Raw genomic sequence first — 21,859 nt, 5'->3', positions numbered from 1 at the left:
CTATAACGGGACACCTAACGGGGCGCCCCGCGTGGAACAACGAACAGTTCCCGTCGATGCACGCGGCGCCGATCTCGCGTTCGATTATCAAAAATCACATCTGCCCAGCCGAGCGGCGGCTCGCCAACAGCCGGGCCATTCATGACGACCCGGCTGCCCCGGCGCTCCCCCATTCAGGCGATCCCGTCGATCGCCGGAACGGTGGGCCGCTGCGCGGTCAGCGCGCGTTTCGCATCGTTCACGTCATCCGGCGGCGCGACGGCCACCAGCATGCCGCTCGTCATCAGCACGGCCGCCAGCGCGCTGGCGAAGGTGCCGCGGCCGCGCCTGTGTCCGGCCGGTGCCTCGTTCCGGCTGCCGCCGGGTTCTTCGATCAACCTCGTCATCCTGCCTTCTCCCCAGATTGGGCAAGGGCTGGTGTAGCGGCGGCGCGTCACAGCCGAATGTCTCGCCGGCGCCATGTTCGTCAGGATTGTAACAGGTCAGCGCGTCGCACCCGCCGGCACGAAGATATATCCGGCACCGCGCACCGTCTTCAGCGCCTGGGGAAACCGCGGATCCAGCTCCACCTTTCGCCGCAAGCGCGCAACACGCATGTCGATGGAGCGGTCGAACGGTGTCATCTCCGCCTGGTGGGCAAGATCAAGCAAACGGTCGCGCGTCAGTACCCGCCCGGGATGCTCGACAAAGGTTCGCAGCAGATCGAATTCCATGGCGGTGATCGCCACCTCCTCGCCCTGCAGGTCGTACAGCTTGTGGCTGTCCAGGTTGAGCAGGCAGCGGCCGATGCGCACCTCATGCGCCAGCGTCGCCGTTTGCGCCTGCGCCTGCGCGGTACGTCGGAGCACCGCGCGAATGCGGGCGAGCAGTTCGCGCAGGTCGAACGGCTTGGGCACATAATCGTCCGCCCCCACCTCAAGGCCGACCACACGATCCACCGTGTCGCGATTGGCGGTCAGCATGATGATCGCCACCCCGCCCCGGTCGCGCAGATAGCGCGCGATCGACAGGCCGTCCTCGCCCGGCATGTTCACATCGAGCAGAACCAGATCCACCGCGCGTTCGGCCATCAGCGCGCGCAGCGCCGCGCCATCCGCCGCCACGCTGACGGCAAAGCCCTGATCGGCCAGATATTCCCGGACGCCCTCGCGCAGATCGGGCTCGTCATCCACGACGGCGATATGCGCGCCCGGCGTCGCTTCGCTCATGGCGACACTGCCCTGGCGTCCGCCTTTCCGGGCGCGTGCAACGCGTGGAGCAGCCCGCGCAGGCTTTCCATGTCATACGGCTTTTCCAGCACCGGCCTTCCCGCCCGCGCCAGGAAGCTGCGGCTGCTGGCGCCCAGCGTATCGCCGGTCACGAACGCCAGCCGCGCAAGCTGGTCGGGCAATTGATCGGTCATCCAGTCGAACAGCGCGCGGCCGTCCATGTCCGGCATGCGCAGATCGCTCAGCACCGCGTCATAGCGGCGCTGGCACAGGCGGGTCTTCGCCTCCTGTCCGGAACAGGCCAGCTCGACATCATAGCCCTCGTCCGCGAGCAGCTCGGCAAGCGCCTCCCCCACGTCGCGATCGTCATCCACCACCAGCGCGGACGCGCGATCATTCGGCGGCACTATCGGCGACGGCGCTGCGACCTTCGGCATGGCGCCGGTCGCCGCGGGCAGCTCGGCGACGAAGCAGGCGCCCTGCCGCCACGGCGCGTCCTCCACCAGTCGCAGCGTGCCACCATGCGCCTCCACCACGCCCAGGCTGAAGGCGAGCCCGATGCCGGTCCCCACGCCCTGTGGCTTGCTGGTGAAGAACGGTTCGAAGATGCGGTGGCGGATTTCCGCAGGCACGCCCGGGCCGTTGTCCGCAACGGTGATGCGCACCATGCCGCGCCGGCGGTCATTGCCATGGGCACCCACGGCTTCAGTGGAGATAACAAGCGTCCGCGTGCCATCGCTTTCCTCCAGCGCATGCTGTGCATTGACGATGAGGTTCAGCAGCACCTGACTCAGCTGGTCGCTGTCCACGTCGAGCGGCGGCAACGCCGGGTCGAGCCGCTGCACCACCTCGATGCCGGCCGTCCGCAGGCCGTAGCTCGCCAGGTCCAACGCCGCGTGGATAAGCTCGTTGGCATCGACCCGCGTGCGGACCGGCGCCTTCTGGCGCGCCATGGCGAGAAAGCTTTGCACGATCCTGGCGCAGCGGCCCGCCGCCGCCCGGATCTTCGCGGCACGCTCGCCCAGCGGCGTGCCCTGGGCCTGCGCCTCGAGCAATTGCGAAAGGGTGAGGATCACGGACAGCGGGTTGTTCAGCTCATGGCTGACCCCGGCGAGCAGCGATCCCAACGCCGTGAGCTTTTCCGACTGGAACACCATCTCGCGGGACCGGGCGAGTTCGGCTTCCGCGCGCTTGCGTTCTGAAAGGTCGATGTCGAACCCGCCGATGCGCGCCTGTTCCCCTTCGACCAGCACGGGAAAGCGCACCACCAGCGACCAGCCGTAAGCGTCGAGGTCCGGCAGGAATTCCTCCACGCGTTCGGGCATCCTGCGCTCCAGGATGCGGCGATCGTGCGCCGCGATCATCGTCGCCTGCTCCGCGCCGAACAGTTCCGCGGCGGTGCGGCCGATCACCTCGTCGATCGGGCGGCCGAAGACCTTGGCCATTTCGGGGTTGAGCATGAGGTAGCGCCCTTCGGCATCCTTCAGATACATGCCGACTGGCGCGTTCTTCATGAAGCCGGCGAGCAGGGCCTCGCTGGCGCGCAGCCGCTCCTCCGCCGCGTGCCGCTCGGTCACGTCGCGGGTGACGGCGAGTTGCTGCATGGTGCCGTCCGGCGCCGGCAGCGGCACCGCGTGCGTTTCCATGCGGCGGCGATTCCCCTGAAGCCCGACGACATCGAACTCCCAGGCCGCCGCCTCGCCGGCGCAGACCCGCCGGTGCTGCTCCATCCAACGCGCGCGATGGTCCGCCGCCACCAGCGCCGGCACGTGCAGGCCGGACGCCTGCTCCGGCTCGGCATCGATCATGCGCAGGCCGGCGCCGTTCATGTACAGCAGCGTGCCGTCCTCGGCGACGATCTTCACGCATTCGGGGGTCGCCTCCACGATCGCCCGCTGCCGTGCCTCGCTCTCCCGGCGCGCACGTTCCGCCGTCGCGCGCTCCAGCGCCGCCCAGGTCCGCTCCACGGCTTCCTCGATCAGGCGCAACTCGGTTGGCCGCCACGCGCGCGGCGTGCCGGTGCGGATGTGAAAAGTGGCCGCCACCGCCCCGTGCGTGAACAGCGGGATGCGGATGCCGCCGTCGACGCCGGCGCCATCATCCTCCTCGACATCGATGATGGCGATCCCCTCCACACCCAGGTGGCCACGGAGCAGCGCATCCACCGTCTGTTCGATGCGGGCCGCGTCGAGCTCGTCGCGCAGCGCATCGTTCAGCGCGATCAGGATGCGCTGGTCTCGCTCCGCCTCCCGTTGCTCGGTGATGTCGGTCATCGTGCCCAGCCAGCAGGAAATCTCGCCTTCCGGTGTCCGCACTGGCTCCGCCCGGGTCAAAAACGGCCGGAACTCGCCGGAACCGCTCCGAATGGAGATCACGGCGTCGCCGGCAAGGCCGCTTTTCACCGCCTCGTGCCAGCGTTCCCGGATATCGGGCAGGCTGACGGGATCATGGACCTGCGGCCATGCGCGCTCCGGATCGGCGTCGCGCGGCACACCAGTGAAATCGTGCCAGCGGCGATTGCACCACATGATGCGCCCGTCGCGATCGGCGATGAAGCACAAGGTCGGCAAGTGATCGGCAAGCTGCCGGAACGGCGCCTCGCTCAATACTTCCCCGCGCGATCGGCTTTTTTCCCCTGTGGTCATTGCAGCGTTCATGGCCTCCCACAAGCAACGCCATAATACAGCGTCCCGCGCCGCCGCTCCAGCGCTCCGGGCCAGGCTGTTACAATTGTGGCAATAAAGGCCGCGCCGCGACGTCGGACTGATATGCGCCGATCGCATGCTTGCGCTCGGAAGGAGATACTCTCTTGCCCGACTTCGAACAGCCCGGTGGCAATCGGCGGCTCACCCGCTGGGATCGGCGCTTCGCCGAGCTGTTTGATCGTTTCTGGTCCCCCGCCCCCGGCGGGGCGGTCCCGCAACCGCACTTCCATCCTCCGCACAAGGAACAGGTCATGCAACAGGCAACGCCAACCAGCATCAATGAGACCCGGCTGAATGCGCTCATGAATCAACTCGTTATGGACGCCGCCGCAACCGCCACCGCGCCGCTGGTGCTGCTTGGCGACCGGCTCGGGCTCTACAAGGCGATGGCCGGCGCCGGCCCGATCACGTCAGCAGAACTCGCTGATCGGACCGGCACGCACGAACGCTATGTGCGCGAATGGCTCTCCGCGCAGGCCGCCGCCGGCTATGTCAATTTCGACGCGGCATCGGAGCGTTTCACCCTCACCCCCGAACAGGCGATGGCCTTTGCCGACGAGCATGGCCCAGCCTTTTTCGTCGGCGCATTCGAAACGATGGGATCGGTCTTTCTTGACCGGGAAAAGATCGAGCAGGCATTCCGCACCGGCAAGGGCGTCGGCTGGCACGAGCATGATTCCAGCCTGTTCTGCGGCGTGGAGCGCTTCTTCCGCTCGGGCTACACCGCTCATCTGGTGCAGGACTGGCTGCCCGCGCTCGACGGCGTGACGGACAAGCTGCGGGCCGGCGCACGGGTTGCGGATATCGGCTGCGGCCATGGTGCCTCGACCATCCTCATGGCACAGGCCTTTCCGCAATCGCAGATCACCGGCTTCGACTATCACCAGGAATCGATCACCCAGGCGCGCGCGGCGGCCGCACGTTCGGGGCTGGACGGCCGCGCGCGGTTCGAAACGGCTACCGCCAAGGATTTCCCGGGCGATGGCTATGATCTGGTGACGATTTTCGATGCGCTTCACGACATGGGCGATCCGGTCGGCGCGGCGCGTCACGTGCGCGAGGCGCTGGCGCCGGATGGCGCATGGATGATCGTGGAGCCGCTGGCGGGGGACAATCTCGCCGCAAACCTCAATCCGGTGGGCCGCCTATATTATGCCGCGTCCACCATGATCTGCACGCCCGGCTCGCTGGCGCAGGAGGTGGGCCTTGGCCTCGGCGCTCAGGCCGGCGAAGCACGGCTGCGCGATGTGCTGCAGGAAGCGGGCTTCACCCGCGTGCGCCGGGCAACCGAAACCCCCTTCAACATGGTGCTGGAAGCGCGCCCGTAGCGGATCCGACGTCAGCAGAGCGGCGCGACAGCGATCCGTGTCCTGTCGGGAAAAAACTGCATCCGCCCCCGTGCGATACGATTACTGCCGGGAGCGGATGCAAGGAGGGTCAGTTGATCCTCTGGTTCCCCTGCCTCACGCCCGCCGAACCGGGCGCCCGCGCGTGGAACGAAGGGTGGCGCGCGATCGGGCGGGCCTTGTCCATCAGAACTTGAACCCTGCCGCCACGCCGTACCGGCGGGGTTCCAGCGTGAAGATGTTGGTGAACAGGCCGGAGGACTGGTCGGTCAGGTACAGGCCCGTGGTCGCGCTATTGTCGAAGATGTTCTGGATAAAGCCGCGCACGAACCAGCGCTCGTCCGCCCCGTTCAGCTGGATCTGCGCATTGGCCTGTTCGTAACCCTCGATCCGGTTGATCCGGCCGTTGAAGATGTTGCCGTAGCTTTCGCCCGTGTAAGTGAGGTCGAACCGCGGAACGAGGGTCATGCCGTTGGCGAAGTCGAAGGTCTTCTGCACACCGGCGGAGAACTTCACCACCGGTGCCTGGGGCAGCTCATTGCCCTTCAGGCTGACGCCGATGCCTTCGAGCACCGAAATCGCGCCGGCGGTATTTGCCGCCGCGCCGGTCAGCACCGAACACAGGCCGAACGCGCCCGTCGCCGCGCCGACATTGGCGTCCGACGGGAAGGCCTGCGGCCCGCGCAGGCCGAGCGCGGAGTTGACGCCGGCAACAAACGCCTGCGCCGCCGCTGCTCCACCGGTGTTGGCGCGAACAACGCAGTTCGATGCGTTGCCGATGTCCTTGATGATGACCGTATCGGGATTGCCGCCGGACACGTCGCGCTGGTTGATGAACGGGGCATCCGACGTCACCTTGGTGTTCAGGTAGCTAGCCCCGAAGTTCACGACCCAGCCCTCACCCGGGCGCAGCGACGATTCGGCTTCCACACCCCAGATGTCGGCGTCGATATTGTCGTTGATTGACGTGCGCGCGACAATGCGGCTGAGCTGCAACCCCTTGTACTTGTAGTAAAAACCGGTGAGGTTCAGGGTGAATTTGCCATCGGCGAAGGTATTCTTCGAACCAACCTCGAATGCGCTGATGATTTCCGGCTGGAACGCGTCGGGCACCGTCAGGCCCGGCACCTGCACCGGCGGGTTGAAGCCGCCCGATTTGTAGCCGCGCGAGTAGGAGGCATAGAGCAGATTGTCTTCCGTGACCTTGTAGTCGACGACGGCGCGGCCGGTGATCTCGTCAAAGGTACGATTGCGCACGGCATAGTCCTGGATGCCGGGCACGACGGGATCGGCGTCATACAGCGCGGCGCGCGGCGCATCGAACGCGCTGCCCGTCTGCGTATAGGGCACGGCGAAGCTCGCCAGGGTGGAGCGCGAACGGACGAACTTCTTGTCGTTGTTGTACCGCGCGCCGAGCGTCAGCTTCAGGCTGTCCGTGAACTGGAAGTAGGTTTCGCCAAAGATACCATAGGATTTCAGCCGGAACAGATCGGTGTTGCTGCGGAAGAACGGCGTCGCCGAAAATTCCGGCGGTCGGCCGGCGCCGAGCGCGCCGACGCTCCCCAGAATGCCGGTCACATAGTCGATCGCGAACGCGTTCACGTAATAATCGCCGTCGCGGATCTTCCCGTCGACATAGATGCCGCCGAGCAGGAAGTTGAACAGGCCGTCGAAGTCGGACGAGATGATCGCCTCGGCAGACCAGTCGCGCGTCCGCTGGACCGAACGGTCATAAGCGTTGGGGATCGGGCCGCACCGGCCGAACCCGCCATAGACGCCAAGCCCGGACTTTTCCGGCAGCGAGGTACACAGATCGCCCTGCGGCCCATTGGGAATGATCGCCTGCGCGATTGGCTGGAAATAGGCCGCTGGCAGGGTCGGAATACCGCCCGCCGCCGCCGCGGCCAGCGTGTTGAGCGTCGGCTGGAGCAACGCGCGATTGCTGACGCCCAGGTTATAGTCCTGCGACGAATCCACCGACGTTTCATGGTAGAAACCGGTCAGCTGCGCCCTTACCGGCCCGAAATTATGTTCGATCCGCCCCTGCACCGTCAGCTCGTCGGTTTTATAGGTGGGGTTGAACGCGGTATAGACTTCGCGCGGATCGCTCAGCACCGGGTTTCCGGCATAGGCATCCGGCCCGTAGAGGCTGCCTAGCCCCAGGGCATTGCCAAGCGTGGGATTGGCAAAGGCGATCGACAGGAACTCGCGGCTGCCCAGCGTGCCGGTGAAGGTCGAGTTGGTGTTGGTGCGCCCGGCGTCGCGGCGATTGGCGAGGCAGCCCAGAACGCCGGTCGGATCGGTCTGACACAATTGCTTCTGGATGCGCAGGCGATTGTCGTCCTCCCGGAAATAGGAAGCGAGCAGGTCGACCGTCGTATCAACCGAAGGCTCCCAGCGGATCGAGCCGCGTACCGAATACATGTCGCGCCCGTCGATACGGCTGTTGTCGAAGGTGTTGAGCGTATAGCCGTCGCGATTGAGGTAGAATCCGGCGACGCGAACGGCCAAAGTCTCGCCCAGCGGGATGTTCACCATCGCCTTGGCGCGAATGGAATCGTAATTGCCATATTCCGCCTCGGCCGACGCCATGAACTTGTCCGTTCGCGGCTTGGCGCTGATGAAATTGACCACGCCCGATGATGCCGAGCGGCCAAACAGGGTGCCCTGAGGTCCGCGAAGCACCTCGACGCGTTCAAGATCGAAATATTCGGTTTCGAAGATGCGGGTCGCCAGCAGGGGCGAACCGTTGAGGTGGATGGCCGTTGCCTGGTCGCACGAAATGCCCACGCACAGGTCGCCGATGCCGCGGATCGTGAAGCTGGACCCCGAGAAATTGCCTTTCGAGAAGGTGACGTTGGGCAAGGTCAGCTGAAGATCCGAAGCATTGTCGATCTGCTGCGATTCAAGCGCGGCGGCCGAAAAGGCACTCACCGCGATCGGCACCTCCTGCAGGGTCTGGGACTGACGCTGCGCCGTGACGACGATGTCGGCAAGGTAGCCGCTGTCCTGGTCGCGCGCCGATTGCGCCTGTGTGGCCGCCTGCGAAGCCGCCTGTGTTGCCGCCCCTGTTGCCGCCGGCGTTTGCGCTTGCGTCTGCGCCTGCGCCTGCGCCTGCGCCTGCGCCTGCGCCTGCGCTGGCGCTGAATAGCCGAGAACGAGCGCGAGCGCAGTGGCTCCGAACAATTCGAACTTTCTCATCAGCATCCTCCCGGGCCCTCACTGCCGGCTGATGCCGATCTAGATAAGCCCGGATCGGATCTTGTGACGCTTAGTTGCTTGCGTCAAATTGTTTTTGAAACATTCGTGTTTTACGTAGCAATTAAATAAACTGTAACGCGTTCCAGCCAGCGGGCAGCTAGGTGTGATGTGCAGTGACATCGACTACACAGACAAATTAGAACGTAGTTTGCTTTTTGAAGAACGCCGATTTGTTTGATGCTTGTTCAGCGTACCGACGCGTTGCCAATATCCCTCCCCATCGTTGCTAGGGGTGTTGCACATGAAGATGCCAGGGCGCCGATCGAGCGCGCCCGAAATCCCGAAGCCCCGAAATCCCGAAACCCGAAATCCCGAACCGCTAAACGCTCGAACCCTCTCCATCTTCATGTAGCGCCGCTGGCACCGCGCTACGGCCCGCTGCTCGTTCGGCTTGGCACTGCAAGAGCCATGACACGCACGGGCATCGGAACCGTCCGCTCGGCGCGCCGCCCACGACACTCGCGGCCGGAACCGATGCTCCCCGGCTTACGGGTCAAAAGCCTTTGCCTGATCGAACTCGGCACAGCGCGTGGTCGCCAGAAGCATGCCTTCGCCACAAGCAACAATCTCTTCTTTTCTAATTCCCATCGAAAGAGTAGGTATTGAGTCGCAGCGCGCCATGGCGCCTGTTCAACAAAGGGCGAACAGAAGCGCGATGACGAGGAACCACGGTCACGATCCGCCGCCCCCGGGCAGCGCGGCACCTCCGCTGAAAAGAGGCGGTTCAGGCTGATCTGAAGGCTCGGTCGCCGTCCAGGGGACGGAGCCGGCCACAGGCACGTGCTGCTGGTTCGGCAGCGCGGGCGGCGCCGCGCGCCTGCTGAAGGTCGAACGAATCTCGAAGCACCCAGGGCATGGAAAGGACTTCCAGGCAGTGACGACGCACGTCTATCGTTTTCGGAACCTGTTGATGGCCACCGCCGCGGCGGTGAGCATGCCGTTCGCAGCAGCCGCACAGGCGCGGTTTGCCGAGCCGGCCGCCGATGGCATTACAACTGGAAGCACCGTCGCCGCGCCCGAGGCGGATGTCCCGGCCGCCGAAGCCGAAATCGTCGTCACCGCCCGCCGGCGCGAGGAACGCGCGCAGGACGTGCCGATCGCGCTCAGCGTCGTCAGCGGAGAGCAGATCGCGCAGCGCGGCGATTACCGCCTCGATCAGGTGCAGCAGACCGTGCCGTCGCTTCAGGTGTTCAGCTTCAATCCGCGCAACACCAACATCAACATTCGCGGGCTCGGCTCCAACGTCGCGCTGACCAACGACGGCATCGAGAATGGCGTCGGCATGTATATCGACAACGTCTATTACGGGCGTGTCGGGCAGAGCCAGTTCGACCTCGTTGACCTTGATCGGATCGAGGTGCTGCGCGGCCCCCAGGGCACGTTGTTTGGCAAGAATACCACCGCCGGCGCGATCAACATCACCTCGCGCCTGCCCAGCGATGCGCCCGAGTTTCGCGGGGAGGCGACGATCGGCGACTGGGGCTATCACCAGGTGCGCGGATCGGTGAGCGGGCCGATCGGCGATGGCGTCGGCGCGCGGCTCAGCATTGCGGACACCCACCGCGATGGCTTCATCTACAATTACACCACGCGTCGCTGGGTACACGATTACGACAATTTCACCGCACGCGGCCAGGTATATGCCGAATTCGCCCCCGGTCTCACGGTGCGACTGATCGGCGACTATTCCAAGCAGACGCAGGAATGCTGCATCAACCTGCCGGTCAGCGCCTTCGCCAGCTATGACAATGGCGCGCCAATCGCCAACAACTTCATCCAGCGCTTCGCACGGCTCGGCTACACGCCCTTGCCGCTCGATCCATTCGCGCGGCGCACCGATGCCAATTCGCGCTTCCAGGCGAACATGAACACCTGGGGCGTGTCTGGCGAGGTAAATTGGGATCTCGGCCCGGTCACGCTCACCTCGATCACCGCGTCGCGCAAGTGGAACTGGTATCCGGGCAACGACAGCGACTACACCGCGCGCTCAGTCCAGCTGCAAAGCCAGCAGCAGAATTTCCAGCGTCAGTTCAGCCAGGAACTGCGGCTTGGCTCCAACGGGTCGAACGCGGTCGACTGGGTCATCGGCGGCTATTATTTCTGGCAGAAGGTGCTCGGCAAAGGCACCAGCGAATGGGGGTCCGACGCTGCGCTTGCGCTGTATCCGACCGATGCATTCGCCGTGGCGAGCGCCGCGACCGACGGCTTCCTCTCGCGCTCGCAATCCGATCCCCACACCCGCAGCCTCGCCGCGTTCGGCCAGGGCACCTGGCACATCACCCCCGCGCTCGATCTGACGGCGGGCCTACGCTTCACGCATGAGGACAAATGGGGCTCGTATCGCTCGGCGCAGGTCGCCGGCCCCTCGTTTGCGGGGCTGACCGCCGCGCAGGCGGCACGCGCTCAGGCGATCCGCAACGCCCTTGCGCCGCAGCAGAGCTACAGCGTCGAGGCGAAGGACGACAGCTTCTCCTGGCTGCTGACGCTCGGCTGGAAACCGGCCGATGATGTGCTGACCTATGCCACCTGGTCGCGTGGCACCAAGTCGCAGGGGCTGAACCTCACCAACGTACCCGCCGGCGTGGACCCCGCGATCGATCCCGAAAGCGTCGACAATTACGAAATCGGGCTGAAGTCGCAGTGGCTGAACCGGACGGTGACGTTCAACCTCGCCGCTTACTGGACCGATGTCACCGATTACCAGACGACCATCGTCCAGCAGGTGATCGGCACCAACAATTACATCAACTACATCGCCAATATCCCCAGCGTGCGCAGCCGCGGGTTCGAGGGCGATGTGGCGTGGCAGGCGAACGATTACGCCAGCTTCACCGGCGCCCTGTCCTACACCGATGCGACCTATCGCGATTATGCCGGTGGCCCGGCGCCGGTGGAGGAGCTGCCGAACGGCCAGCTGAAGGACCTGACCGGCGCGACGCTGGCTGGCGTGCCGAAATGGTCCGCCTCGCTCGGCACCGACCTTCAGGCACCGGTGAACGACCGGCTCCAGGCCTATGCCCATGCCGATTGGTCGTACCGGTCGGAATATTACACCGCCGCCAGCAACAGCCGCTACGCGCTCGTCCCCGGCTATGGGATCGTCAACGCGCGTCTCGGCGTGAAGGTGGATGACGGGCGGCTCGACCTGTCGGTCTGGGCGCGCAACCTGTTCGACAAGAACTATTTCCAGACGCTGAGCGTGGTCAATTACGGCCTCGTCACCGCGATCCTCGGTGATCCGCGAACGATCGGCGTCACCCTCCGGACGAGGATCTGACGATGGCGACGCTCGCATTCGACGCGTTTGAGCAGGCCCGCGCGACGCGCATCGATCGCGGCCTGCCCGCAGGCAGGCTGATCGCGTTCGGGTCGCTGGCGATCCCGATTGCCGGCGCGGGCCTGCCGCTCGCGCTGTTCGTGCCGCAGCTCTACGCGACGCACTATGGCCTGTCGCTCGCGGCGATCGGGCTGGTGTTCCTGATCGGGCGATTGTGGGACGTGGCGTCCGACCCGATCGTCGGCGCGCTCAGCGATCGCACTCGCACCCGCTGGGGCCGGCGCCGGCCGTGGATCGCGGCGGGCGGGCTCGCCTTCGGGCTGGGCGCCGCCTTGCTGTTCTTCCCCCCGGTCGCGCCGTCGGCGCTGTATCTCGGCCTTGTCCTGTTCGTCTTCTACGCCGGCTGGTCGATGATCGAAGTGCCCTTCTCCGCCTGGGGCGGGGAGTTGTCGGGGCAATATCATGAGCGCACGCGCGTGGTGACCTATCAGGGCACGCTGCGCGCGATCGGGCTGCTGCTGGTTTTGGTCATCCCGACGATCCTGGAACAGTTCCGCCCGGACGACATCGCGCTGAAGATGCAGATCGTCGGCGGCTTTACGCTGCTGACGTTGCTGCCGGCGCTCCTGCTGACGCTCACTGCGCTGCCAGAGCCGCCGCGCCCCGCGCAGGAGCCCGCGTCGGACGGCTTCTGGCGCACCACCACGCTGATCGTGCGCGATCGCCTGCTGCTGCGCGTGCTCGCCTCGGACGCCGCCGTTACCGCCGGGCAGTCGGTGCGCGCCGGGCTGATCGTGTTCTTCGCCGTGCACTATATGGGCCTGCCGACCTGGGCGAGCGGGCTGTACCTGTTGCAGTTCCTGTTCGGCGTGGCTGCGGGGCCGATCTGGCTGGCGATCGGCCGCCGCTGGGGCAAGCGCCGCACCGCCATTGCCGGCGAACTGGCGCAGGCGGCGATCAATCTCGGGCTGCTGTTCGTGTTCCCCGGCATGCTGCCGCTGCTGCTGGCGCTGACGATCGCGCAGGGGCTGACGCAGGGCTCGGGCAATCTGATGCTGCGCGCAATGGTCGCCGACGTGGCCGACGCGCACGAGTTGCGCACCGGGCACAACCGCACCGGGCTGTTCTTCTCCGTCTTCAGCCTGTCCGCCAAGGCCGGGCCGGCGATCGGCGCGGGTATCGCGCTGCCGCTGGTCGCCTGGCTCGGCTTCTCGGCCAGGGGCGGCAATGCGCCCGAGGCACTGGAGGCGCTGAAATACGTCTTCGCGCTCGGCCCCGCGATCGCCCACGTCATCGCCGCATCGATCATCTGGCGCTTCCCGCTCGACGAGGCGCGCCATGCCGACATCCGCCGCGCGCTCGATGCGCGCCGCGCCACCCCCACCGTCCCAACCAACGTTGCATGAGGAGAAGTGAGATGAGTGTAGACCTGAAAGAACGTGTCACCACCGGCATCGAACTCGACATCGCGCCGGTCGGCGGCCGCATCGGCGCGGAAATCCGCGGCGTTCGCCTCGGCGGCGACCTCGACGACCTCACCATTGCGGCAATCCGCGCCGCGCTGGTCGAGCACAAGGTGATCTTCTTCCGGAACCAGGGCCATCTCGACGACGAAAGCCATGAAGCGTTCGCCGGCCGGCTCGGCAAGCCGCTCGCTCACCCGACGGTGCCGGTCGCCGAAGGATCGCAATTCCTGCTGGAGCTGAACTCCAAGGAAGGCGAGGCGGCGTCGTCCTGGCATACCGACATCACCTTCTTGCCGGCTTTCCCCGAAGCCTCGATCCTGCGGTCGATCATCATTCCGCCATCCGGCGGCGACACGACCTGGGCCAACGGCGCCACGGCTTATGATGAACTGCCCGAGCCGCTGAAGGCGCTCGCCGACAATCTGCGCGCCGTCCACACCAATGCCTATGACTATGCCGCCAGCCGGCCGGAGGCGACCTCCGATCAGATCAAGCGGCACCGCGACGTGTTCGCCTCCGTGGTGTACGAAACCGAGCATCCCGTGGTCCACGTCCATCCCGAGACGGGCGAGCGCGTGCTGCTGCTCGGCAATTTCGTGAAATCCTTCGTCGGCATCAACCGCGACGATTTCGCCAGATTGTTCAGCCTGCTGCAGGATCACATCACCAAGCCGGAAAACACCGTGCGCTGGCGCTGGCAGCCCGGCGACGTGGCGATCTGGGACAATCGGGCGACGCAGCATCGCGCGGTGGCGGACTTCGGCAAGCAGCGCCGCCTGCTCCGCCGCGCGACCATCGCCGGCGAGGTGCCGGTGGGGATCGACGGCCGGCCCAGCCGGGTGATCAAGCCGGAGCCGGTCATCCAGGTGCAGCTGGAAGCGGCGGAATAGCAGTTCGCCGCACACACGATCGTCACCCCGGCCTTGCGCCGGGGTTCATGGCGCCGCGCGTGCTGTGCCTCGTTGTGGGCCGAAGCGCGCGGCGCACCATGGATCCCGGGTCAGGTCCGGGGTGACAGGAAGAAACAGGGGACATCACGAATGACGAACTGGATGAAGCTGCTTGCCGCCAGCACCGCGCTGATCACCGCCAACCTTGGCGCTGAGGCCATGGCCCGGCCCCGGGCCGCCCCGGCCGCGCCGGCACCGCAGCCGGCCAGGCAGCCAAACATCCTCGTCATCGTCGCCGACGATCTCGGCTTTTCCGATCTTGGTGCCTTTGGCGGCGAAATCCGCACGCCCAATCTTGACGCCATCGCGCATGAGGGCCTGCGCCTCACCGGCTTCCATACCGCACCGACCTGTTCGCCGACCCGGTCGATGATGTTGTCGGGCACAGACAATCACCTTGCCGGCCATGGCAGCATGGCCGAACTGCTGGCGCCCAATCAGCGTGGCCAGCCCGGCTATGAGGGCCATCTGCCGAACGACGTTGCCACGCTCGCGGATCGGCTGCGCGGGCTTGGCTATGCGACGCTGATGTCGGGCAAGTGGCACCTCGGCACCACCGCCGATCAGCAGCCCGCCCGGCGCGGCTTCGATCGCAGCTTCGATCTGGCGCAGGGCGGCGGCAATCACTTTGGCAAGGACATCGCCAGCAGTCCCGCGGCGAGGGGCACCACCTATTGGCAGGATGGCCAGCAGCTCGCATCGCTGCCGGCAGGATTCTACTCCTCCGATGCCTATGCCGATCACCTCATCGAATTTCTGAAGGCAGGCGACACCGGCCGGCCATTTTTCGGCTACCTCACCTTCACCGCGCCGCACTGGCCGCTGCAGGTGCCCGACGAGGATCTGGACCGTTACAAGGGCCGCTACGCTGCCGGGTTCGAGGCGCTGCGGCAGCAGCGACTTGCGCGTCTGAAGTCGCTCGGGCTCGTGCCGCCGGATACCAGCGCGCACGATCCGCTGTTCAAGCCCGGCCTGTCGTGGCGCGAACTGACCGGCGAGGAGCAGGCGAGGCAGGTGCGCGCCATGGAAATCTATGCCGCAATGGTCGAGCGGATGGACCGCAGCGTCGGGCGCGTGATCGCGCATCTCAAGGCGACCGGCCAATATGATAACACCATCATCCTGTTCACCTCGGACAATGGCGCGGAGGGCACCGATCTCGCCCGCAGCGAGAACCCGGAGTTCAAGGCCCGGGTTTCCGCCGCGGACAACCGGCTGGAGAATTTCGGCAAGGCGACATCGTACATCGGCTACGGCCCCGGCTGGGCACAGGCGGCGACCGCGCCATCCTTTCTTTACAAGGGGCTGACGACGGAGGGCGGCACGCGCGTCGCGGCGTTCATCCGCTGGCCCGGCTCGGCGCGCACGGGCATCAGCAATGTTTATGGCAACGTCATGGACGTGCTGCCGACTCTTGTGGAGGCGGCCGGGGGTGAGTGGCGCGGGGCAAGCCATGACGGGCGTGCCGTACGTGCGGTCCGCGGCGCAAGCTGGAAGCCCTATCTCGACGGCCGCGCCGAGCGCGTCCACGCGCCCGAGGAAGCGATCGGCAGTGAGCTGTTCGGCCGTCGCGCGCTACGTCAGGGCGACTGGAAATTGGTCGACCTCGGGCAAGGCTGGCAATTGTTCAACATTGCAACCGATCCGGGCGAAACGCGCGATCTCGCCGGACAGGAGCCGGGCCGGGTCAAGGCGCTGGTTGCCGCCTGGGACCAGTATAGCAAGGAGACGGGCGTCGTGATGCCCTCAACCGCTCCTCGCTTCCCGTGACCCGCGCCAAGCGAGGCATGAGATAATCCAGTGGCGCCGGACGCCGGACGAAACGTCCGTGGTCACTGGGCTCGTCCCGGCATCGACCGGCTCGCAAACCTTGAGCCATCGCGTGCACAGGCAGGGTCTCGGCGCAGGCCGAGAGCGCCGCAAAACTTTCCGCGTCATGCCGGGCCCGTCCCGGCATCCACCGGGCCGCAAACCTGAAGCCATCGCGTGCGCGGAACGCTGGATACCGGCTCGCGGCCAGTATGACCCAGCCTTTGGGGCAATCAAAAGGCTTCGCAGAGCTCTCGCCCACGCCGGCGCCCATCGGGAAACCGTAGGGTAACCGGCTCCGCCCCCGCCGGCTCGGTTCCGCATCAAGGTGCCGGCTTCGCCAAGAAGGCGACCCGACAACCGGCGGAGCGTGCAGGAACGATCCCTTCCTTACGCCCCGCTTGCGTTGCGCCCGGTCAGGGCCGCGGCGTCAGTGCAGCGCCAGTTCGTTGCGGCCCACCACCATGTGGTGCACCTCGTCCGGCCCGTCGGCGAAGCGCAGGTGGCGCACGTCGGCATATAGCTCTGCAAGCGGGGTGAACTGGCTCATGCCATAGGCGCCGTGGATCTGGATCGCCTGGTCGATGATCTGGCAGGTCTTCTCCGGCACCATCGCCTTCACCATGCTGACCCACACGCGCGCCTCGCGGTTGCCCAGCACGTCCATCGCCTTGGCCGCCTTCAGCACCATGAGGCGCATCGCCTCGATTTCGATCCGGGCGCGGCTGACCAGCTCGATGTTCTTGCCCAGCATGATCAGCGATCGGCCGAACGCCTCGCGCGAGGTGCCGCGCTTCACCATCAGGTCAAGCGCGACCTCCGCCTTGCCGATGGTGCGCATGCAATGGTGGATCCGCCCCGGCCCGAGCCGCACCTGCGAGATCTCGAACCCGCGACCTTCGCCCAGCAGGATGTTCTCGCGCGGCACGCGCACGTTGTTGAACTTGAGGTGCATGTGCCCGCGCGGCGCATGATCCTTGCCGAACACTTCCATCGCGCCGATAATCTCGACACCCGGCGCGTCCATCGGCACCAGGATCTGCGACTGCTGCTGCGACGATGGCGCATCGGGGTTGGTGCGCACCATGGTGATCATCACCTTGCAGCGCGGGTCGCCGGCGCCCGAGATATAATGCTTCTCGCCGTTGATAACCCATTCGTCGCCCTCGAGCCGGGCCGCGCAGCGCACGTTCTTCGCGTCGGACGAGGCGACATCCGGCTCGGTCATCGCATAAGCGGAGCGGATCTCGCCGGCGAGCAGCGGCTCCAGCCACTGCTTCTTCTGCTCGGGCGTGCCGACCCGCTCCAGCACTTCCATGTTGCCGGTATCGGGCGCCGAGCAGTTTAGCGCTTCGGACGCGAGCGGCGACTTGCCGAGTTCGGCGGCGATATAGGCATAATCGAGGTTCGACAGCCCCTCGCCGGTCTCAGCGTTGGGCAGGAAGAAATTCCACAACCCCGCCGCCTTTGCCTTGTCCTTGGCGCCCTGCAGCAGTTCGAGCTGCCCCGGTGCGAAGCTCCAGCGCTCCTTGCGCTCCTCGCCCAGCCGCTCGAACTCGGGATAGATCGGGTCGACATGGTCGCGGATGAAGTGCTTCACCGCTTCGAAAAGCGGGCGCACGCCTTCGGACATGCGCAGGTCGTCAAGTTCGGGGATCGTGAAGATGTTCGACATCGGGGCCCACCCTGGTGCTGGAAAGCCTCATCCTAGATCGTTCGCGATCATCGGCGGTAATGATCATCTGCGATCGCACCCATGAGGATCATGCATGACCTCACGTGCCCTCGACATGCTCCTGCACCAGTCGCCGGAGCCAGACATTGCCGGGATCGCGCTCCGCGGCCGGGTGCCACAGCAGTTGCAGCGGCCGCGGCGCGATTGCGAACGGCACCGGCAGGATCTGGTTGTCCGCGACCGGCAGCAGCGTCGCGGCATGCGTGCCCAGCAACGTCAGCACCAGATCGGATTGCGCCACGACCTGCCACGCGGACCAGATGTTCTGACAGCGGATCGCGACCCGCCGCGCCTTGCCCAGCGCCGCCAGCCCCTCGTCCTCCAGCCCCGGCCCGGACCGGCGCGGCGACGCCTGCACGTGGTCGGCGGCAAGATACGTCTCGAGATCGATCGCACCATGGATGCGCGGATGTCCCCGGCGCGCGGCGACGACCATCGTATCGGTCTGCAGCGGCACCGCATGAAGCCCGGTCGTGGCGTCGCTCGCCACGTCGATCGCAAGGTCGAGGTCGCCCCGCGCCAGTTCCTCCGCCACCTCGCTGCGGCGGAAGTTGACGCTGGCGAGCGTCACGCCGGGGGCCGCGCGCACCATCTGCGCGACGATGCCGGCGAACACCCGCGCCTCGTTCGCCTGGCGCAACCCGATGCGAAACGCGCGCGTCGAGGTCGCCGGGTCGAAGCGTGTCGCGGTGACCAGCGCCTGCTCCACCCCCTGCAACGCATCGCGCACCGGATCGATGATCGAGCGGGCGAGCGCGGTCGGCACGATGGCATTGCCGACCCGCACGAACAGCTCGTCGTCGAACGCCAGGCGAAGCCGCGCCAGCGCATGGCTGACGGCGGATTGCGACAGATACAGATGCCGCGCCGCCGCCGTCACCCCGCCCTGCGAGTAGATCGCCTCGAACGTGCCGAGCAGGTTCAGGTCGATGCGGCTGATCGGCCTTATCGCGCCTCTCCCCCCGCCGGATCCAGCCGCGCCGGGTCCAGCCGCGCCGGGTCGAACGCCGGCCGCGTCATGGTGAAGGTGTCGCTGTTGCGCAGGTATGTCCCCGCGCCGTGCATCCGCCCGATCAGCCGCATCGCCGCGGTGTCGATGTGCAGCTTGTCGGGATCGGCGATGAACTGGTCGCGGATATGCGTCACCAGTATCTCACCCACGGCGATCACCTGCCGCGGCCCGATCTCCAGCAGTTCGCGCTTCACGCATTCGAAGCTCACCGGCGCGGTCGCGATCAGCGGCGGCGCCACGCGCGCCGCCGGCGTGGTGGCGATGCCGGCATAATCAATCTCGCTCACGTCGCGCGGCGCATCGACGCACGACTGGTTCATTGTCTCGGCGTCGCTTTCGGACACAAGGTTCACGACGAACTCGCCTGTTTCGATGATGTTGGTCGCGGTATCCTTGTCCGCGCCATTGGCGTCCTTCAGCAGGCCGAGCACCAGCAGCGGCGGATCATCGCCCATCGCGTTGAAGAAGCTGTACGGCGCCGCATTCACCACGCCGTTGCGCCCCCGCGTCGTCACCCAGGCGATCGGCCGCGGCGTCACGGTGGAAACGAGCAGCTTGTAGCGCTGCCGCGGCGGCAGATCGGCCATCAGGAACTTCATGGCCACTGCCTTTCACCAAATGCGCGCAAAGGGAAGATCGCAGGCGCCGTGGATGGCGGGAAGGTTCAGTCCTGAGCTTCGCTGGAGGGCGCGGCATGGCGAAGGTGGTCGCGCAGAGCTCCCCACCTTCGCAGCAAAGTTCATCCGCGCCGGTTGAACCGCGTTGCGAGACCCGATCGCGCCTGCGGATCAGCTTTTGATGAACGCCAGCAGATCCGCGTTGGCGATATCCGGGTGGGTGGTGCACATGCCGTGCGGCAGGCCGGCATAGGTCTTGAGCGTGCCATGCTTCAGCAGCTTCGCCGAGAGCGGCGCGGAATCGGCATAAGGCACGATCTGATCGTCATCGCCGTGCATCACCAGCACCGGCACGTCGATCGCCGTCAGATCCTCGGTGAAATCCGTCTCGCTGAACGCCTTGATGCAATCGTGATGCGCCTTGGCGCCGCCCATCATGCCCTGGCGCCACCAGTTCCAGATCACGCCCTGGTCGATCTTCGCGCCCGGCCGGTTGTAGCCGTAGAAGGGGCCGGTCGGCACATCGAGGTAGAATTGCGCGCGATTGTCGACCAGCGCCTTGCGGAAGCTGTCGAACACTTCGATCGGCAGCCCGCCGGGGTTCGCATCCGACTGCACCATGATCGGCGGCACCGCGCCGATCAGCACCGCCTTGGCCACCCGCCCGGGCTTCGCGCGTGCGACATAATGCGCCACCTCGCCGCCACCGGTCGAATGGCCGACATGGATCGCACCGCTGAGGTCCAGCGCATCGGTCAGCGCCGCGACGTCGGCGGCATAAGTGTCCATCTCATTGCCGGTATCGGTCTGCGTCGACCTGCCGTGCCCGCGCCGGTCGTGCGCGATGACGCGATAACCCTGCAGCAGGAAGAACATCATCTGATTGTCCCAGTCATCGGCGGACAATGGCCAGCCGTGATGGAAGACGATCGGGGTCGCATCCTTCGCGCCCCAATCCTTGTAGAAGATTTCGGTGCCGTCGCTGGTGGTGATGAAAGCCATGGGTGCAGCCCCTTCGCTCGTGATGACGAAGCCGGCAGCGTCGGTCTCGCCGCCGGTTACGCGGACGCTCACAACAAGGCGCGGCATACAACACAGCGCCGCCGCCTCATCATGTCACAGCCGAACGATTCGCCGTAGGGGCACCGCCGCTTCACCGGATCACTGAGGCGGCTGCTCGAGCGACGCGCGCGGATCGCCATCCACCATCCGGGCAACGCCAGTCAGGACGCGCGCGCCAGCATCGGGAGAGGCCGTGGCCGCCACGCTGTCCGTCAATTGCTCCGGCGGGCCTTGGGGCGAGACTGGGATGGCTTGATCGCGGTCGCTCCTGCCGGGGGCAGCTTCGTGAAAGCTTTTCCGGTCCATCCCCAGCTTTCTGATCCCTCGGTCACGTCGAGGGTGAGAATGGGCCGGCTCTGGCGCATCCGGATGCGCGGCGTCAGGCCGTAGAAATCAACTCCTGAAAGGTAGCCGGCAGCATTGGATATGTAGACTGACTGCATGCATCCCGCCGATCCGCAATATCCTGCGGAGGCCGTGCTGCAGGTCGGCATCCCCCAATCGATGACATAATCCTGTTTGCCGTCCCCGTTGAAGTCTGCCTGCTGCACGAAGCCTTCGTTGAAGGTGACACGGCCGCCAAACGATCGACAGCTTTGCTCGATTTCCGCCAGGATCGTGCGCGCCTCGCCGGGAAGATTGGATGGCGCCTGGGCATAGGCGGGGCACGGACCGATCAACGCCACCATAGCAAAGATGGTCCAGGTGTTTCCCCACCGCTGGCTCATATGGAAGCTCGCGATTTGAAGAGATCCCGGCTCAGATCCTCCAGGAGGTTTTGCGCCGTGACGACGTCGAGCCCGTCAACGACAGTATCTGTCTGGTTCCCATGGTCCAGCTGAACACCCCAGCAGTGTTTTTCTACGGCCGCATGAGACTCAGCTGCCAATTGGGCATGAGCGGCACTATAATCGTAGGCGACTGGCGCCATATCGCTTGCCGTGTTGAAGTATCGCAGTCTGCGGATCGCTGCGCGCGGCACGACAACGGATCGCAAACCCCTTTTGATGCTAACGTCGCCATCACCTATGGTGACAAGCGAAGTCGACCGACTGCCATATCCCCTCGCCGATCGGCGGTACATCAGAAATCCGACCAGACCGACGAGGACATAATAACCTGTCCAGCCCAGATCGTAATGGAAGATCCAAAGACCTACCCACAATGCACCCCCGACGAGCAAGGCTGAGAACCCGATCCCGAATAGCGAAAAGGATCTCCAGCCCAGAAGCGCCACAGGAGAGATGCTATATACGATCTGATCGTCCGCGACATCGCGCCTGAAATGAGCCTTCGCCAATCCGCCCTCCCTAGCGTACCAGCTTCGATTGAGATGGTATTACGCAATCGAAAGCTACTGCGTGCGCTTGGTGTCTGCACGAATCGCGACCTGTCTTAATGTAGATCATTA

At 65.7% G+C, this 21,859-nt stretch carries 15 protein-coding genes; 5 read left to right on the top strand and 10 right to left on the bottom strand.

Going from position 1 to position 21,859, the window contains the following annotated elements; all coding sequences use genetic code 11:
* Positions 1 to 173: 173 nt before the first annotated feature.
* The 3 genes from BMX36_RS13295 to BMX36_RS13285 all read right to left on the bottom strand — a co-directional run bounded on the left by BMX36_RS13295 (position 174) and on the right by BMX36_RS13285 (position 3,853).
* Positions 174 to 386, bottom strand: a complete 213-nt coding sequence (locus BMX36_RS13295) for a hypothetical protein (protein WP_093066111.1) — start codon at positions 384 to 386, stop codon at positions 174 to 176.
* Between the two features lie 96 nt (positions 387 to 482).
* On the bottom strand, positions 483 to 1,208 hold the full coding sequence (locus tag BMX36_RS13290) for a response regulator (RefSeq protein ID WP_093066109.1): 726 nt from the start codon (positions 1,206 to 1,208) through the stop codon (positions 483 to 485).
* The gene (locus BMX36_RS13285; protein ID WP_218142168.1) at positions 1,205 to 3,853 is read right to left on the bottom strand and encodes a hybrid sensor histidine kinase/response regulator; all 2,649 of its coding nucleotides are present in this window, start codon (positions 3,851 to 3,853) and stop codon (positions 1,205 to 1,207) included. Before BMX36_RS13285 ends, BMX36_RS13290 begins: the two co-directional genes overlap by 4 nt.
* A 164-nt stretch (positions 3,854 to 4,017) precedes the next feature.
* Here BMX36_RS13285 and BMX36_RS13280 point away from each other — a divergent pair, with 164 nt between their 5' ends.
* On the top strand, positions 4,018 to 5,241 hold the full coding sequence (locus tag BMX36_RS13280) for a class I SAM-dependent methyltransferase (RefSeq protein ID WP_256210797.1): 1,224 nt from the start codon (positions 4,018 to 4,020) through the stop codon (positions 5,239 to 5,241).
* 204 nt (positions 5,242 to 5,445) lie between these two features.
* Here BMX36_RS13280 and BMX36_RS13275 read toward each other — a convergent pair whose 3' ends face one another.
* Positions 5,446 to 8,460 carry a TonB-dependent receptor gene (locus BMX36_RS13275; protein WP_093066423.1) on the bottom strand — a complete coding sequence of 1,005 codons (3,015 nt, stop codon included), beginning with the start codon at positions 8,458 to 8,460 and terminating at the stop codon, positions 5,446 to 5,448.
* A 970-nt stretch (positions 8,461 to 9,430) separates the two neighbouring features.
* Here BMX36_RS13275 and BMX36_RS13270 point away from each other — a divergent pair.
* The 4 genes from BMX36_RS13270 to BMX36_RS13255 all read left to right on the top strand — a co-directional run bounded on the left by BMX36_RS13270 (position 9,431) and on the right by BMX36_RS13255 (position 15,983).
* Positions 9,431 to 11,797, top strand: a complete 2,367-nt coding sequence (locus tag BMX36_RS13270; protein WP_256210796.1) for a TonB-dependent receptor — start codon at positions 9,431 to 9,433, stop codon at positions 11,795 to 11,797.
* Between the two features lie 2 nt (positions 11,798 to 11,799).
* Positions 11,800 to 13,203: an MFS transporter gene (locus tag BMX36_RS13265; RefSeq protein WP_093066105.1), complete on the top strand. Its 1,404-nt coding sequence runs from the start codon at positions 11,800 to 11,802 to the stop codon at positions 13,201 to 13,203.
* 11 nt (positions 13,204 to 13,214) lie between these two features.
* Positions 13,215 to 14,153, top strand: coding sequence for a TauD/TfdA dioxygenase family protein (locus tag BMX36_RS13260; protein ID WP_066778388.1), 939 nt, complete (start codon positions 13,215 to 13,217; stop codon positions 14,151 to 14,153).
* A gap of 150 nt (positions 14,154 to 14,303) precedes the next feature.
* Entirely contained in the window at positions 14,304 to 15,983 is a 1,680-nt protein-coding gene (locus BMX36_RS13255; protein WP_305825947.1) for an arylsulfatase, read from the top strand.
* A gap of 469 nt (positions 15,984 to 16,452) precedes the next feature.
* Here BMX36_RS13255 and BMX36_RS13250 read toward each other — a convergent pair whose 3' ends face one another.
* The 6 genes from BMX36_RS13250 to BMX36_RS13225 form a co-directional block, all read right to left on the bottom strand.
* Positions 16,453 to 17,697 (bottom strand): acyl-CoA dehydrogenase family protein, encoded by a 1,245-nt coding sequence (locus tag BMX36_RS13250; RefSeq protein WP_066778387.1) that lies wholly within the window; start codon positions 17,695 to 17,697, stop codon positions 16,453 to 16,455.
* A 100-nt stretch (positions 17,698 to 17,797) separates the two neighbouring features.
* Positions 17,798 to 18,676 carry a LysR family transcriptional regulator gene (locus tag BMX36_RS13245; protein ID WP_256210814.1) on the bottom strand — a complete coding sequence of 293 codons (879 nt, stop codon included), beginning with the start codon at positions 18,674 to 18,676 and terminating at the stop codon, positions 17,798 to 17,800.
* Positions 18,677 to 18,702: 26 nt separating this feature from the next.
* Positions 18,703 to 19,368: a flavin reductase family protein gene (locus BMX36_RS13240; RefSeq protein ID WP_093066101.1), complete on the bottom strand. Its 666-nt coding sequence runs from the start codon at positions 19,366 to 19,368 to the stop codon at positions 18,703 to 18,705.
* Between the two features lie 189 nt (positions 19,369 to 19,557).
* Positions 19,558 to 20,388, bottom strand: a complete 831-nt coding sequence (locus BMX36_RS13235) for an alpha/beta fold hydrolase (protein ID WP_093066417.1) — start codon at positions 20,386 to 20,388, stop codon at positions 19,558 to 19,560.
* Between the two features lie 272 nt (positions 20,389 to 20,660).
* Positions 20,661 to 21,176 (bottom strand): hypothetical protein, encoded by a 516-nt coding sequence (locus BMX36_RS13230; protein ID WP_093066099.1) that lies wholly within the window; start codon positions 21,174 to 21,176, stop codon positions 20,661 to 20,663.
* Positions 21,173 to 21,748, bottom strand: a complete 576-nt coding sequence (locus BMX36_RS13225) for a hypothetical protein (protein WP_093066097.1) — start codon at positions 21,746 to 21,748, stop codon at positions 21,173 to 21,175. The genes BMX36_RS13230 and BMX36_RS13225 overlap by 4 nt, the downstream gene beginning before the upstream one ends.
* Positions 21,749 to 21,859 lie beyond the last annotated feature (111 nt).

The organism is Sphingomonas sp. OV641, assembly GCF_900109205.1.
Classification (GTDB): Bacteria; Pseudomonadota; Alphaproteobacteria; order Sphingomonadales; family Sphingomonadaceae; genus Sphingomonas.
Note: the sequence above shows the minus strand (reverse complement) of the source record. Positions and strands in the feature narration are given on the sequence as shown.

Excerpts from the sequence above, each read along its gene's own strand:
- BMX36_RS13275 (WP_093066423.1), bottom strand. The coding sequence starts at position 8,460 with ATGAGAAAGTTCGAATTGTTCGGAGCCACTGCGCTCGCGCTCGTTCTC.
- BMX36_RS13230 (WP_093066099.1), bottom strand. The coding sequence starts at position 21,176 with ATGAGCCAGCGGTGGGGAAACACCTGGACCATCTTTGCTATGGTGGCG.
- BMX36_RS13290 (WP_093066109.1), bottom strand. The coding sequence starts at position 1,208 with ATGAGCGAAGCGACGCCGGGCGCGCATATCGCCGTCGTGGATGACGAG.
- BMX36_RS13295 (WP_093066111.1), bottom strand. The coding sequence starts at position 386 with ATGACGAGGTTGATCGAAGAACCCGGCGGCAGCCGGAACGAGGCACCG.
- BMX36_RS13260 (WP_066778388.1), top strand. The coding sequence starts at position 13,215 with ATGAGTGTAGACCTGAAAGAACGTGTCACCACCGGCATCGAACTCGAC.
- BMX36_RS13265 (WP_093066105.1), top strand. The coding sequence starts at position 11,800 with ATGGCGACGCTCGCATTCGACGCGTTTGAGCAGGCCCGCGCGACGCGC.
- BMX36_RS13235 (WP_093066417.1), bottom strand. The coding sequence starts at position 20,388 with ATGGCTTTCATCACCACCAGCGACGGCACCGAAATCTTCTACAAGGAT.
- BMX36_RS13285 (WP_218142168.1), bottom strand. The coding sequence starts at position 3,853 with ATGACCACAGGGGAAAAAAGCCGATCGCGCGGGGAAGTATTGAGCGAG.
- BMX36_RS13240 (WP_093066101.1), bottom strand. The coding sequence starts at position 19,368 with ATGAAGTTCCTGATGGCCGATCTGCCGCCGCGGCAGCGCTACAAGCTG.
- BMX36_RS13270 (WP_256210796.1), top strand. The coding sequence starts at position 9,431 with ATGGCCACCGCCGCGGCGGTGAGCATGCCGTTCGCAGCAGCCGCACAG.
- BMX36_RS13255 (WP_305825947.1), top strand. The coding sequence starts at position 14,304 with ATGACGAACTGGATGAAGCTGCTTGCCGCCAGCACCGCGCTGATCACC.
- BMX36_RS13250 (WP_066778387.1), bottom strand. The coding sequence starts at position 17,697 with ATGTCGAACATCTTCACGATCCCCGAACTTGACGACCTGCGCATGTCC.